General features: G+C 49.9%; 12 protein-coding genes. 6 read left to right on the top strand and 6 right to left on the bottom strand.

The genetic code is table 11. The features are described from left to right. The first annotated feature begins 122 nt into the window (after positions 1 to 122). Positions 123 to 467, top strand: coding sequence for a hypothetical protein (locus tag T499_RS0109885; RefSeq protein ID WP_033150852.1), 345 nt, complete (start codon positions 123 to 125; stop codon positions 465 to 467). Next, positions 455 to 775, top strand: a complete 321-nt coding sequence (locus T499_RS0109880; RefSeq protein WP_033150851.1) for a type II toxin-antitoxin system RelE/ParE family toxin — start codon at positions 455 to 457, stop codon at positions 773 to 775. The genes T499_RS0109885 and T499_RS0109880 overlap by 13 nt, the downstream gene beginning before the upstream one ends. A 384-nt stretch (positions 776 to 1159) precedes the next feature. On the opposite strand, the gene T499_RS0109875 is transcribed toward T499_RS0109880, so the two are convergent. Beyond that, positions 1160 to 3928, bottom strand: a complete 2769-nt coding sequence (locus T499_RS0109875) for a toprim domain-containing protein (protein ID WP_033150850.1) — start codon at positions 3926 to 3928, stop codon at positions 1160 to 1162. A 413-nt stretch (positions 3929 to 4341) separates the two neighbouring features. Here T499_RS0109875 and T499_RS0109870 point away from each other — a divergent pair, with 413 nt between their 5' ends. The 4 genes from T499_RS0109870 to T499_RS0109855 all read left to right on the top strand — a co-directional run bounded on the left by T499_RS0109870 (position 4342) and on the right by T499_RS0109855 (position 7423). Continuing rightward, positions 4342 to 4551, top strand: coding sequence for a hypothetical protein (locus T499_RS0109870; protein ID WP_033150849.1), 210 nt, complete (start codon positions 4342 to 4344; stop codon positions 4549 to 4551). Next, a complete protein-coding gene (locus T499_RS0109865) occupies positions 4548 to 4973 on the top strand; it encodes a hypothetical protein (protein ID WP_013064964.1) in 426 nt (141 codons plus the stop codon). The genes T499_RS0109870 and T499_RS0109865 overlap by 4 nt, the downstream gene beginning before the upstream one ends. 69 nt (positions 4974 to 5042) lie before the next feature. Then, a complete protein-coding gene (locus T499_RS0109860) occupies positions 5043 to 6149 on the top strand; it encodes a sensor histidine kinase (RefSeq protein WP_052173615.1) in 1107 nt (368 codons plus the stop codon). Further along, on the top strand, positions 6146 to 7423 hold the full coding sequence (locus T499_RS0109855; protein WP_033150848.1) for an NCS2 family permease: 1278 nt from the start codon (positions 6146 to 6148) through the stop codon (positions 7421 to 7423). The genes T499_RS0109860 and T499_RS0109855 overlap by 4 nt, the downstream gene beginning before the upstream one ends. Positions 7424 to 8073: 650 nt before the next feature. Here the strand turns inward: T499_RS0109855 and T499_RS0109850 are convergent. From T499_RS0109850 to T499_RS13935, 5 genes are all read right to left on the bottom strand, one after another. Further along, entirely contained in the window at positions 8074 to 10122 is a 2049-nt protein-coding gene (locus T499_RS0109850; RefSeq protein WP_033150847.1) for a SpoIIE family protein phosphatase, read from the bottom strand. Beyond that, positions 10119 to 11063, bottom strand: a complete 945-nt coding sequence (locus T499_RS0109845; RefSeq protein WP_033150846.1) for an ABC transporter substrate-binding protein — start codon at positions 11061 to 11063, stop codon at positions 10119 to 10121. The genes T499_RS0109850 and T499_RS0109845 overlap by 4 nt, the downstream gene beginning before the upstream one ends. A 796-nt stretch (positions 11064 to 11859) precedes the next feature. Further along, entirely contained in the window at positions 11860 to 12900 is a 1041-nt protein-coding gene (gene galE, locus T499_RS0109840) for a UDP-glucose 4-epimerase GalE (protein WP_013063716.1), read from the bottom strand. A gap of 11 nt (positions 12901 to 12911) precedes the next feature. Beyond that, positions 12912 to 13745, bottom strand: a complete 834-nt coding sequence (gene ispE / locus T499_RS0109835; protein WP_033150845.1) for a 4-(cytidine 5'-diphospho)-2-C-methyl-D-erythritol kinase — start codon at positions 13743 to 13745, stop codon at positions 12912 to 12914. 20 nt (positions 13746 to 13765) lie between these two features. Beyond that, entirely contained in the window at positions 13766 to 15103 is a 1338-nt protein-coding gene (locus tag T499_RS13935) for a DEAD/DEAH box helicase (RefSeq protein ID WP_232221088.1), read from the bottom strand.

Raw genomic sequence — 15103 nt, 5'->3', positions numbered from 1 at the left:
CCCATCCCCCTAAAGCGGGGGTGCTAGTTTCGGCAGAAACTAAAAAAAATCGTGATTTATTTTGTAGTTTGCATACTTAATCGTATATTTGCACACGAAAGATAACTCAACAGCATAAAAAAATGAGTGAAGACATAAAAGACATAGAAACTAAATGCCAAACTGCCAGCGAACCCGCTGCAGCTCTTACCTATGGTATGAGTGCAGAATTGCGCGAAAGCGAACTTTTAAACATGGTCAGGAAATTGAGCCATGAAGACAAGGTTTGCCTGATTCGCTATATTTATGGAACAGAGGAACCAAATGCAGAATTTTATAACGAACTGGCACATGGCGAACAACCATATACAATGGCAGAATTAAATGCACGTATCGACGAAACAGAAGCTGAAATAGATCGAGGCGAAGGCAAGTCGTTCGAAGAAATGATGAATGGTTTTAAGAAAGAACTCTTATGGCTAAAGTAAAGTGGCAGAAGCGAGCCGAGCGTGAACTTTACAAGCTTCTTGTCAATGGTTTCTTGGAATTTGGAGAAGGCACAGCTAACAATTTCGCTAAAAAAGTTGCAAAACTAAACGAAGATCTTGGCAAATATCCCGAAACAGGTTTCCCTGAGCCATTACTTATGGAAAGGAAGAAGCTATACAGAGCTCGACATATCATAAAGCGTTTTAAACTGATATATTACTACGCAGAAAGTTCGGATACTGTACACATTGCAGATATTTGGGATACAAGGCGTGAACCCTCAAAACTTTCCAAAAGGATAAAATAACATCCCCACTAACACTAACCCCGCTTTACTATCATGGTAGAGCGGGGTTAGTGTTGGGGTAAAAGGGGATGCGCAGAGGCGCTGAAGGGGGGGACTGGGTGTTGCAAATATGCGGCGGTTTTTATCTGCAACACAATTGTAACACCTATTTGCAATACCAAGACGAGTGCATATGCGTCTGATTAACAAATAGATAGATTTCTAGAATGACTATCTGTTGCGGTGTTGCAATTAAAATCTAAAAAACAGGGTATATATAGTATTCTAAAAATGAGTATGAAGATAGTATATTTGCTATTGCAACTGCAATATTTGCAACACCCCATAAAAAAGCCCGCCCCAAACGGGGCAGGCCTGAAACAAAAAAGCACAAAAACAGTACCGTTAGAATATGATGACCTGCTCTTCGGACTCGGATCCTCTCTGCGCTCTCTCGGCTAGTTTAGCCTCATATTCCTCAGTCGACTGCACATAGTAAAAGTACGAAAGCACTCCATCGGCGCGGCGCAGAATGCGTTCGCCATCCTTAGGTTTACCAGTAATTGATGCGGGATTAAGGCAATGGATGTGCGAGGCATAATCGCAGTAGGCTTTGAGGCGCTTGGTGAACACGTTCTTGGATACACGATATGTTATCTCGCGACTAAAGTTGGCATACATCTCGTCTTGCTTAATTTCGCGATCGAGATTGCCACCATCAGGCGCAAAATACACCTCGGCCCACTCCTCGAAATCCTTACCCACAGCGGCACGCTCAGCACGGCGCTCAACCTGCTGCATTGGTGGCATTATCTTGCGCTCAGCTGCGGGCAACGACAGGTAAAGCTTTACGCACTGCATGAGGAAAGCGATATCGGCCTGCCAGTCGTTCTCGGGATATTCTGAGCCCATCAGGTTGCAACCAAAGTCGTCGCTAATCTTACGTGTTTGCAGATAGTCGTTTTGCTTGGTTTTCTCGTGATAGTAATCGGAGAATATCTGCGGCCAAACACGTCCCATGGTGCTGGGATCGTTCTTGCGGATGGTATAATTGGTACCAAAGGCAAACTTAGGACTCTTGGAGAATGGAATCTCGAACGGGTGATCGCCTTTGGCCTCGCCACGGAAGGTGCCGGTGATCCTGCCAAAGAAATAATCAAAGTTCAGGGCCTTGTGACACTCATCTACAATGATAAGATCGGTTTTCTCGCTCACACCATCAAACAAGAATCGGTTCTCGACCACCGACTTTACACGCGCCTCGATGCTAAAAGTGTTAAGCAGTTGGCCTAGTGCCTTGAGATAGAACGACTTGCCGCTACGCCCATTGCACTCGTCCTCGGTTTCGCCCATCGTAGAGTCTATACAGAATGTGGCCCATGCAGCCGACTCCGACTTATAGCCATGCAGCAGATAACCGATATTAACCAGCTTGGCCAGCAGGCATTGATTCTCGTCGTTGCGCTCCTGGAGGGTAAGTGATTGATGGCCCTCATCAACCTTGCGCCAGTACAGCCTGGAGGCATTTATCACAAACTGAAACAGTTTGCTAGGTTGATTTTCGGTAATAGCTACCACAAGCTGCCCCTCACTATTCTTATCAACCGTGAACATCGCCGGCATGTTACGATAATCATGCTCCACGATGTTATCGGCCCACACATAACAGTCGCACAGATTAGAGTAGGGATGACGTGTGATGTCACTGCCCGTTACCTCAACCCAACCATTACGGAAATAAAATCGCTGTGATGTGGGTGTGGAATTATTAAAGTCGAGGTTGTCGCACTCTATTAGATGGCTCACGCTGTTTGTTGGCAAATCGTGGCTGCGCAGCAGTCGATTCTGTAATGCCTCGTCTAATCCCTCGCGCTGCGCCTGAGTGAACAGGAAGTTGGTAATCGTTTTGGCCATCACGCGCGTAACCTTAATACCATCTATATGAATGTAAACGGGGTCCTTGTGCGCGTCGTCCTTCAACGTGTAGTAGCCGTTAAGTGCCAGATAATAGTTAAGCCGGGCAGCTGAGATGGAATAGGAGATGTTGCCATCTTTATCGTGGCGCTCTATCCAATACTGTGCACATTGGGCACGACTAATCAGGCGTCGCATAGCAGCACGATGGGGATTAAGCTGGATATAATCCTTCAGGTCCTTGCGATAGCGACCACGGTTGTCGTGCAGTAGGTGCATGTCGCTGGCAGTCATCCAAGCGGTATGAATTGTGGGCAGGCTAAGTGCCAGTCGGCGACCTGCCTTCATGCCGGTGTCATCGATGTCGGGGATGTTAACCACGCGCTTGGCGTATTTCATTAGCAACTTCAGATCGGCCTCCTGCAGTGTCTCGGTCTCGCTGCTCAGCCATACGGGCTGATAGCCCATGCTTAAGCAGTTTGCGGCATCGCTGCCACCCGAAACTATCACCACCTCGTCGAGCTTAACTTCGCCACGTTCCTCGTACTTGCGGCGCAGGGCTGCCAGTCCGAAGAGATAGTGCTGGGGCTTATGCCCGATGATACTGAAACGGAACGACTTGTTGAAGTTCTTGGGTTCGTAAACCTTGATAAACGACTGCATATTGCCATCGTCATCCTGATACATGCATACCTGCGCATATATTGGATAAGTATCGGTTGGTTTCTTAATGGTGGTAGTGCCATCGCTGGTACGGGTAATGGTCGCCACTGTATTCCAATCCAATTCCATGAGGTGCTCGGCCTTTACACAAGGTCCCCAAACACTCAGGTCGGCAGCAGTAAAACCATCGCCATAGGTAACCCTAACGGGCTTGCCAATTTCGCAGGGCAGGGCGGGGCGCTTAATCACCTCGGGCTTGTTAGCACCCTGCTTCAGTTCGTCCTGTACACCATACTGCTCGGCCAACTCCTGAACAGCTATTGCAAACTGGGCTTGCGTGTAGCCGCGATCCCACATGTACAGGTCGATAGGCGAGAAGTAACCTTCGCCTTCGCCCATGCCAAAGTCCTTTACGTGCCAGCAATCGTTAGCATCCTTAGGCGGATATACACAAGCCGATGGGGTGTGTTCGCTACTGCGCAAACGGAACTTACGCTTGTTGGCTACTGCATCGACGGCCTGAGGGCATACGTCGAAAATGATATCTAGACCATTATTTGAATGGTCGTAGATTTTCTCTAATAAGTTTTGGGTCATAATGATTGTTACATTTGGTTTAGTTTTGTGTCTTGCACTACAATCGCCATAGACGTTTTTTCAGCGATTGCTGGGGCCCGTGCTCAGGCTTAAATCCCAACCAGCAACAAAGGTACTAAAAAATATTGATATGTACAAGTGTTTGGTGTATCAATATGTACAAAAGAAACAAAAATATAAACATTGTAAACACATAGATAACAATATTTTATTATATGTAAACTATAGTGTTACTTTAAACAAAGTTTTTGCACAAAAATTTATCATAAAACCCTTGGCCGTTTCAATTATTTTTCGTACCTTTGTAACGTAAATAGATACTCATTAAACACACAAAATTATGAACAAAACAGTAAAAGTAATCGTCAGGGTTGTGATCTATGTCATTGCAGCACTTACTAAATCTAAGTACCATGGAAAACACAAGTTTTAAAACCTCTCAGTATGCCAGTGCCGTGCTGCTCATTGTGAGCAGCATCGGGCTGGTGACGTATCAGGTGGTGAGCATCAACGATGTGGCCACCGGACTGCTATTCTACGTGGCACAGGCATTCCTGTTTGCCGCCTCTATCTTCGGGCTTAACCACTATGTAAACATCATCAGCAAACGACTACCATCATGAGCACACCACGAGGACTACGTAATTGCAACCCACTTAACATCCGACTTAGCGGCGATAAGTGGAAGGGCATGAAGGCACAGCAACAGGATGGCGACTTCTGCCAGTTTGAGAGTATGGAGTGGGGGTGGCGCGCCGCCTTCAGACTGCTTACGCGCACGTACTATCATAAATACCGATTGTACAACATCCGCGACATCATCCATAAATGGGCACCGGTGGCCGAAAACAACACCCGCGCGTATATCGATCATGTGGCACAGCTATCGGGTATCGGCGCCCTGGAGTGCCTGGGCAACCCAGCAGAGCAACCACTGCGCTGGATAACCGTCGCCGCAGCCATGGCCATCCACGAAAACGGCACTACCGACATCAACCCCATCCCCATGTTACAAGGCTGGAATCTAAGCCAAAATAACGCTTAAAAAAGTGGCACGGATATTTGTTCGTGCCATCTTTTTTTTGTACCTTTGCACTCGAAAAGAGTCAGACCAATGGAACAATTACTTAAGAAATTACTAACGACAACAAAGGCTGTTACAGCTATGCTGTTGATTATCATCGCTTTATCGGCATGTAAGTTTGAACATCAAGCACCGAATGTTCAACCTCAGACTTATAGTGTGCCCCAAAAGGCACCTGCCAACAACATACAACAAGCGCCTATAAAGGAGCAGATTTCGCACGAAGAGATGGAGGCGATGCGCCGACAGAACCAACAGCTGCAGCAGCGATCACGATTCACATCGGGTGGCGTGGTGATGATTCTGGGCATTATCGGTTTCCTGCTGTTCCTGTCGGCCAACAACCGTTGGCGCCACACCCTGGAGATAAAAAACCGACAGCTGGAGCGCGAACGTAACGTGGTGGTGGCACAAAACAAGCAGCTGTCTATCGAGCGCGACCGTGCCGAGGCGGCATCGAAAGCCAAAACGGCATTCCTGCAGAGCATGACACACGAGATACGCACGCCACTTAACGCCATCAGCGGTTTTACGCAGATACTTACCATGCCCGGCATGGAGCTGCCCGAACAGGACCGACAGGATTACAGCACGCGCATACAGGTGAACACCCGACTGCTGACAAACATTCTTGACGACCTGATACTGATATCGCACATGGAGGGCGACACCGAGCTGCCACCAGCCGAGGAGTGCATGCCACTGATGACGATGGCAGGTGCCGTAGATGCTATCGCAACGGTTGTAGAGAAGGGCGTAAAGGTAGACAGCCAATGTAACATCCCCGCCGAGGAGAAGGTGATGTGCCACCCACGATTGGTAGGCATCATCCTGGCCAAACTGTTAGACAATGCCGCCAAGTTTACCAAGCAGGGCAGCATCACACTGAGTCTGGACCACGAGGCCGACAAGATGCATTTTGCCGTTACCGATACCGGCTGCGGTATTCCAGCCGACAAGAGCGAGCTGATATTTGAGCGTTTCACCAAGCTGGATAGCTTTAGTCAGGGTGCCGGTCTCGGTCTGTCGATAGCCCGCATGGTGGCCCAGCACATGGGCGGCACGCTCACACTCGATACCACATATACCCAGGGCGCTAAGTTCGACCTGATTATCCCCTACATACCCAAAGCATGAAAGAAAAATTCTTCACCCTCTTAGGATTCTCTCAGCAGAGAGATAGTATGAAGACCGAAATCATATCGGGCATCACCACGTTTGTCACCATGGTTTACATCCTGGCACTGATGCCGGTGATTTTTGCCCCCCTGAGCGAACAGGGATTCCCCATACAGTCGCTGTTTACCGCCACAGCCCTCTCGGCCATCGTAGGCACGCTGTTCATGGCGTTTATCGCCAAGCGCCCCTTCGGACTGGCTCCTGGACTGACACTGAACACCTTTTTTGTTGAGACGGTATGCCTGACCATGGGCTACTCGTGGCAGTTTGCACTGACGGCGGTACTGGTAGAGGGACTGCTGTTTGTGCTGATATGCGTAAGCAACCTGCGACAGATTATCTTCGAGATGGTGCCCACCACGCTGAAATATGCCTTTGCCACCGGTATAGGCTTCTTTGTAGCGATGATTGGTTTTAAGAACAGCGGCATCCTGGCCGAGGGTACCATCTTTAACCATATGGAGACGCTGACCACACCCACATCGCTGCTGTTCCTGCTGGGACTGCTGCTGACGGGACTGTTTACCGTGATGCACATCAAAGGCGGACTGCTGTTGAGCATCCTGATTGTAACCGTGGTAGGACTGCCCGCTGGCGTTACCGTGATACCCGACGAGCTGATTTCGATGCCTGCATCGCCACTACCACTGTTATGTCAGTTCGACTTTGAGTATCTGATGTGGCCCGACTTCTGGGTATGTGTAACAACGATGCTGTTTTTCGATGTGTTCGACACCCTGGGCACCGTAGTAGGTGTGATGGCCAGTGCGGGTATCATCCGTAAGAACGGACGAATTCCCCATATGCGTAGCATTATGCTGAGCGATGCCCTGGCCACCGTATCAGGTGCCTGCTTAGGTTGCAGTCCGGTAACCACGTTTGTTGAGAGCTCAACGGGTTTTGCCGAGGGCGGTCGCACTGGTGTATCGGCACTGGTAACAGCCCTGTGCTTTGCCGTCAGTCTGGTATTCTCGCCCATCTTCCTGGCCATCCCCACATCGGCCACAGCACCAGCCATGGTAGTAGCGGGATTCTTTATGTTTGCCGTGGTACGACACATCAAGGTAACGTTCTACCTCGAGTCGATGCCGGCGTTCCTCACCATCCTGCTCATGTCGATTACGGGCAGTATCTGTGACGGAATCCTGACAGGATTAATATCGTATATCATTCTGTCGTACACCTACGGGTACATGGCGAAGTTCAAGAAAGCTAGAAGAAATAGTCAATAATTCTTTTTCAAATCCACCCTTACCCTCCTTAGTCTTAAGGAGGGTTTTTCATTTTCTTTCTGTCACCAGAAAGAAAACCGAAACAAAAGAAAGAGTGCGAAAACGTCCTGAGCTCGGAGGCCGGAACACAAATTCTTCAAATCGCTCAATGAACTCGCTACGCTCAAACAGCATTTCGCATTTCGTTGCTCAGATTGTGTACCGCAATCCGAGACTCAATATCGATTCAAAGAATTTGCATTCCTCTAAAGACCTCCTCGTGCGGAATGTTTTCGAGTGATTTATCACGAGAAAGCATGAAGCACGAAGTGCGGTTACGAGCTCTGCTCGCTTCGCTTGTCGAAGAATGTTTTCGAGTGATTTATCACGAGAAAGCATGAAGCACGAAGTGCGGGGTATGGGGGCGAGCCCCCATTAAGCAATATATGGCGAATCCGAAGCGTAGCTGAGGACAAAGGCTCGAGAGCCATACCAAAACTTTGACGGAGAGGGTTTTCCCTCGTAGTCAACTAAGTCCTTGCCAAAGATTGGCGAGGATTTAGGAGTGGTTTGAGGCCCTCCTTAGGATAAGGAGGGTTGGGTGGTTGTGAAAAAAGAAGGTAATGGTTATTGAAGGAAAATTGGGAAATGGATTTAAAAAAGGAAGAACGTTAGATGTTCTTCCTTTTGATTGCCAGCATGGTGAGATCATCACTTTGCTCGGCATCGCCGACAAACTGATGCACAGCCCGCGCCATGCGCTCAACAACCGATTGAGCCGAAACGGGTTCGCCATCAGCCGATGCCGTTCCGTCGGTCAGCAGCTGCTGGGCCACTTCGAAGATGCGGGCCTCGGTAAACAGCTGATGCTGGATGTTCTCGGCTTCGGTAAGTCCGTCGGTATACAGGAATATCAGCGTGTCGGTATCGATATCTGTTTCCTGCGACTCGAAGTCGAAACCTGGCATTACACCTACAGGCAGGTTCGACTTACAATCCAACAGCTGGTGCGTGTGCTCCTTCAGGTTCACCAGCAACGGGGCATCGTGACCACCATTACAGTATTGCAAATGACCGTTTCTCAAATCGAGCGAACCGATGAACAGGGTGACGAACATGTTCGAGTCGTTCTGGTCGGACAGCGCCTCGTTCATCTGATGCATGATCCCACTAGGCTCTTCGAGGTGCGACGACACGATGCGGAACAGCGTGCGCGATACCGCCATTACCAGTGATGCCGGCACACCCTTACCCGACACGTCGCCGATGACAAAGAACAGCTTCTCGTCGCGGATATAGAAATCGAACAGGTCGCCGCCCACGGCCTTGGCGGGGGTCAGACTGCCGAAGATATCGATATCCTGGCGGTCGGGATAAGGCGGATATATCTTGGGCAGCATCGACATCTGGATGTCGCTCGCCACCTTCAGCTCGCCTTCGATACGTCCCTTCTGGGCGTTCACCGTCTTCAACTCCTCGATCTGCTGTTTCAGCGACGTCTGCATCATGGCAAACGAGTCGTGCAGCTGCTTCATCTCGTCGTGTGTGCGTATCACCGGCAGCGAGGCGTTCAGGTTACCCTTGGCGATATTGTCGGCCGAGTGTGCAAACAAGGCCAGCGGACGGGTAGCACGCTTGAGGATGCTGCGACAGATGATGAACAGCACCAGTAAACCAAGCAGCATGACGCCCACGATGATAGTAGCATACTTGATGGAACGGTTGGTAATCAGGTTGTTGGGGATGACCGTAGCCATCGACCAGCCTGTACGTTCTATCGGACTGTAGCTGACGATGAATTCGGTGCCGTCGCGATTGATGGTGCGCATGCCGCTCTTACCGTCGATCATCTCGTAGCCTATCAGGTTGTCGATACTGTCATTGTATTTCATCGAGTGGTTGAAATACGTATCGTTCAGAATGCGTTCGCGCATGGGGTGGGCGATATAGGTGCCACCCTTGCCGATGATATACGAGTAGGCGTAGTGATAGAAGAAATCGCTGTCGTTCTCCAATTCGGCCTGCAGTTCAGCATCGCTATTGATATTCAGCTCCAGGGCTTTATTGTTGAAATCGATATCGCTCTTACGGAGCAGGTCGGAAACCCACTCAAGCGATATGTCGGCCGTGATGATGGCATACAGGTTGCCCTTCTTGTCGTAGAGCGGATGCGAGAAGGTGGTCATCATCTGCTCGCCGCCACCGCGATCGTAGTAAGGCTCGCTCCAGTAGTTCTTCTTCAGCAGTTTGGGTATCTGATACCAGTCCATATAGTGGTACTCGTAGTCGGACGTACCCAACTGTTTGGTTTGGATATTGTTGTCGACGCTCCTGTAGGCATAAGGCGAGAACTGCTCGCCCTTCTCCTTGTAGTAGTAGGGTTCGAACGCCACTGTTGAGCCCACGATATAAGGATTGATTTCGAGCAATCGGCGCACGATGCGATACATATCGTCGGGTTTGTTCAACGACAGCTCCACCTCGGGAATGGTGTTGTAAACGGCCACTTCTACAGCATGCATCACGGTGTTGATGCGCTGGTTAGTGATCTCCATGCGGCTCTTGGCATTCTCGGTTGAGCCTAACAGCACACCCTTGGCACCAAAGTAGGTTACCAGATAGGTGATGATGACGAACACCACCAGCACCGTTAACATGATCCACATGGTGATGCGGGAGTAGAGGGTCCGGAAAGGTTTGATATAACTGTTGTACTTCATGGTTCGGTGATTTGTTTGTAAGTGATAGGTTTAGTTATCTCGCCGCCTTGCAGCAGAATGCTGTTGGCCTGGTTCAGACCTTCGGGCTCAAGCTTATAGGTGCGTTTGCCGGTTCTGGGACTTACCAGCAGGCGCAGGCACTCTTTCAGCATCCACTTCTGTGCGTCCTCATTGCCCGAAATGCCTGCCTGTCGCATGTACAGCATCACGATATCCAGCGTTTCCTTGGGATGACTGATGGCATACTCCCAACCGCGTTTCGAGGCCTTCACAAACTTATCTATTTCGCCCTTGTGCTTGGTGAAGTACTCCCTGGTAACATAGACGCCGTCCTCGGGCACGTTGCAACCGATGTCGCGCATGTATATAATCTGATTCCTATTCAGGCGCTGTCCGGCCATAATCAGCTGGTAATACTCGTTGTAGTTCATGGCCAGCGTAGCATCGATGGCCCCCGAGACATACAGGTTGGTGTGAGAGATAAACGGTATCCACTCGATGTTAACCTTCTCGCGGCGTGCCAGGGCAATGGGCAGCTTGGAGATGCCCGACTTAAAGCAGCCCACACGCTTGCGATCGAGACTCTTCAGACCTCGCAGGGGCTTGTGTGATACTATCATCTCGCCGCTCTGCTGAAAGCACTGCATCACGTTAATCAGCTCGTCGCCTTTATCAATCATATCGAGTGCCGACACCAGATGCAGGGCCACATAATGACTCTCGCCGCTCTTCAGACGGTTAAGACTGGTGTTCGAAGCCGACGGATGCTTGATAATCACATCCAGTCCCTCGTCCCTGAAGAATCCAAGGGCATCAGCCACGTAGAACCCGGCAAACTGTGCCTGAGCTGTCCACGTAGGTGTGAACACCAACTGTTTTTGTGCTTGTATGCTGCAAGTGCCAATAAGGCTTAGCAGTAAGGTATAGATAAATCGTTTCATCGGTAATACTTATATATTTTGCTGCAAATATACAAATTATTTTAAATATAATGAAAATTTATGGTGTTTTTTTAAATAACCCTGTCTTTTTCATTTTCAATTAGAAACATCACCTTCCTCAAGCTCGTTCTTTCATTTTCTTTCTGTCACAATCTTTCGTTTTCGAGCGTCCAATCAGTCTGTCCTTTTCTTTGGCGCAAAGAAAAGAACTAAAAGAAACATCCACCTTCCCCAAGTTCGGCTTTTCATTTCTTTCATCACTGAAAGAAACGAAACAAAAGAAAGAGTGCGAAAACGTCCTGAGCTCGGAGGCCGGAACACAAATTCTTCAAATCACTCAATGAACTCGCTCCGCTCAAACAGCATTTCGTATTTCGTTGCTCAGATTGCGTACCGCAATCCGAGACTCAATATCGATTCAAAGAATTTGCATTCCTCTAAAGACCTCCTCGTGCGGAATGTTTTCGAGAGGGGGGGTGGGGGCTTGCCCCCATTAAGCAATATATGGCGAATCCGAAGCGTAGCTGAGGACAAAGGCTCGAGAGCCATACCAAAACTTTGACGGAGAGGGTTTTCCCTCGTAGTCAACTAAGTCCTTGCCAAAGATTGGCGAGGATTTAGGAGTGGTTTGAGGCCCTCCTTAGGATAAGGAGGGTTGGGTGGTTGTGAAAAAAGAAGGTAATGGTTATGAAGAAAAATGAGTGGTTGAAGAAGAAAGGTAATGGTTATTGAAGGAAAATTTGGAAAAGGATAAAAAAAAGGAAGAACACTGATGTTCTTCCTTTGAATCTTGAAGTTACTGGATGCCGCGCTCGCGGAGCTGCTGCTGCCAGCGCCATGCGGTGCGCAGGATTTCCTCGGTAGGCGTCTCGGCCTTCCAGCCAAGTACCTTGTTGGCCTTGTCGACATTACCCCAAACCTGCTCGATATCGCCCTCGCGACGTGGAGCGTAGGTCCAGTTAACCTTTACGCCAGTGGCCTTCTCGAAGCCCTCTACAACCTCGAGGGTTGAAAGACCCTTACCGGTACCGATGTTGAATACCTCGACAGCCTCGCACTCTGGCTTATCGAGCACGCGCTCCATAGCCTTTACGTGAGCCTTAGCCAGGTCAACTACATAGATATAGTCGCGGATACAGGTCTTATCAGGTGTGTTGTAGTCGTTACCGAAGATCTTCAGCTGCTCGCGGATGCCCATGGCAGTCTGTGTAACGAAAGGAATGAGGTTCATGGGCACACCGTTAGGCAGCTCGCCGATGAGTGCTGATGGGTGGGCACCGATGGGGTTGAAGTAACGCAGGATAATGCTCTTGATAGGTGCACCAGAGTGGATGTAATCCTGTATAATCTCTTCGTTTACCTGCTTGGTGTTGCCGTAAGGACTCATGGCCTTCTGGATAGGAGCGTTCTCGGTAACAGGCAGGTTCTCGGGTGAAGGCTGACCGTAAACGGTGCAGCTTGATGAGAAGATGATACCCTTGACATCGTACTTAGGCATGAGCTCCAGCAGGTTGATGAGCGATGTGAGGTTATTGCGATAGTACATCAGTGGCTTCTCAACGCTCTCACCCACAGCCTTCGAGGCTGCAAAGTGGATGATACCCTCGATCTTAGGGTACTTCTTGAACACGCCCTCGAGGGCCTCCATGTCGCAGCAGTCAACCTTCTCAAAAGCAGGACGAATGCCGGTAATCTTCTCGATACCATCCACTACATTTGCGTTTGAGTTCGACAGGTTGTCGATGATAACAACTTCGTAGCCTGCTTCCTGCAGCTCTACAGTGGTGTGACTGCCGATAAAACCGGTTCCACCAGTAACAAGGATTGTTTGTTTCATAATGTTTTAAATTATATTGATATAGTTGTAATAAATGTTCCCTCCTGAGCGAACTCATCGAGATGAAGCGGCTGCTTTGACAGGGCAAACAGGGTAGAGCCCGAACCCGACATGGCAGCATAGGTGGCACCCAGCTCGTACAGGCGATCCTTAACGGCACCTAACTCGGGATGCACAGCAAACACGCTGTCCTCGAAATCGTTAGTTAGTTTGCCACGCCACTCTTCAACGGGCAACTGTACTACCTCCTTACAGTTAAACTCGGGGTAGTGGGGTTTTATGAGCGCAAAGGCCTCGCGGGTAGAAACCGGAATGTCTGGTCGAACCAACGAGAGATACCAGCCTGATAATGAGAGCTGTATGGGTTGCAGCTTTTCGCCGATACCCTCGGCATAGCAAGGCTTGTTGAGGATAAAGAAGGCACAGTCGGCACCCAGACGGGCGGCATACTGTATCATCTGCTCATCGCTCAGCCCCAGGTTAAACATCTTGTTAAGCAGCGTAATCATAAAGCCACAATCGCTCGATCCACCACCCATACCAGCCTGCGTGGGGATACCTTTATACAGGTGCGCGTGCACGCGAGGCATATCAGGAAAATCCTGCTTCAACAGGTTGTAAGCACGAACCACCAGGTTGCGCTGCTCGTCGCCGTCGATATGGATGTTCGACACCTTCAGGTCGCAATCGTACTGCGAGGGGAACTCGGCGCCCATCTCCTGCACATCGAGTGCATCGAGCAGGGGCACGGGGAAGAACACCGTCTGCAGGTTGTGATAACCATCAGCACGCTTCTCGACAACGTTCAGACCGAGATTGATCTTTGCTATAGGAAATGTTATCATTAAAGATTAAACATTAAAGATTAAACATTATTTTTAGGGGCTTTGGGCTTACCTTGTGGTTTGCCTTGGCCTTGGGGTTTACCTTGGCCTTGGGGCTTGCCTTGGCCCTGCTTGCCTTGGCCCTTGCCTTTGCCAGTGCCGTGGCCTTTGCCACCACCTCCGTGACCGCCGTGGCCCTTGGAGTGCCAGCGACCGTTGCGGCGACTGGTGGGTTTCTTTTCGCGTTTCTTATATTCGGGAGCCTCGCCTAAGCCTTCGGGCAGGGGCAGCTTCTCTACTTCCTTACCTAAGAAGTGCTCGATACTCTGGAAGCGGTACATGTCATCGTCGCTCACAAAGGTGATGGCCTCGCCATCGCGATCGGCACGGGCGGTACGACCGATACGGTGTACGTAATCCTCGCTATCAGAAGGCACATCGTAGTTGATAACCAGTCGGATATCGTCGATATCGATACCACGGGCCACAATATCGGTAGCCACCAGCACATCGGTCTGTCCGGCCTTAAAGCGGTACATCACCTCGTCGCGCTCGGCCTGCGAGAGGTCAGAGTGCATCTGGTCGCAGTTAATGTGCATCGACTTCAGTTTGCGGGTAACCTCCTTTACACGCTCCTTCTTACCTGAGAAGATGATGACGCGCTGCAGGTCGCCTTTCTTAAAGATGTCCTGTATAATCTTCAGCTTCTGTGGCTCGTAGCACACGTAAGCCATCTGGCGAATCTTCTCGGCGGGCTTTGATACGGCAATCTGTATCTCAACGGGGTTGTGCAGCAGCTGTACGGCCAGCTCACGTATCTTCTTTGGCATGGTGGCCGAAAACATGATGCGCTGACAGCTGGCAGGCAACTCCTTTACAATCTTCATGATATCCTCGATAAAGCCCATGTCCAGCATGCGGTCGGCCTCATCGAGCACAAAGAACGAACAACGAGAGAGGTCGAGATTACCCACCTTGAGGTGACTGAGCAATCGGCCTGGTGTGGCAATCAGCACATCGGCACCCATACGCATCGAGCGCAGCTCCTGATCGTAGCGGTTACCATCGTTACCACCGTAAACAGCCACGCTGCTCACATCGTCGAGATAATAACCAAAGCCCTGCATGGCCTGGTCGATCTGCTGTGCCAGCTCGCGGGTTGGCGACATGATGACGGCGTTGATGGCATCCTTGGGATAGTCGCCATCGTCGAGTTCTGAAAGGATTGGCAGCAGGTAGGCTGCAGTTTTTCCGGTACCAGTCTGGGCCACACCCAGTACATCGTATCCATCCAGAATCTCAGGTATGCACTGCTCCTGGATGGGTGTCATATCTTCGAAGTGCATGTCGTACAGCGCATCGAGAATATTATCGTTCAA

Origin of the sequence: Prevotella sp. RM4, from assembly GCF_000701965.1 — a bacterium.
GTDB classification, from domain to species: Bacteria; Bacteroidota; Bacteroidia; order Bacteroidales; family Bacteroidaceae; genus Prevotella; species Prevotella ruminicola.
This window is presented reverse-complemented; position numbering and strand designations above follow the sequence as displayed.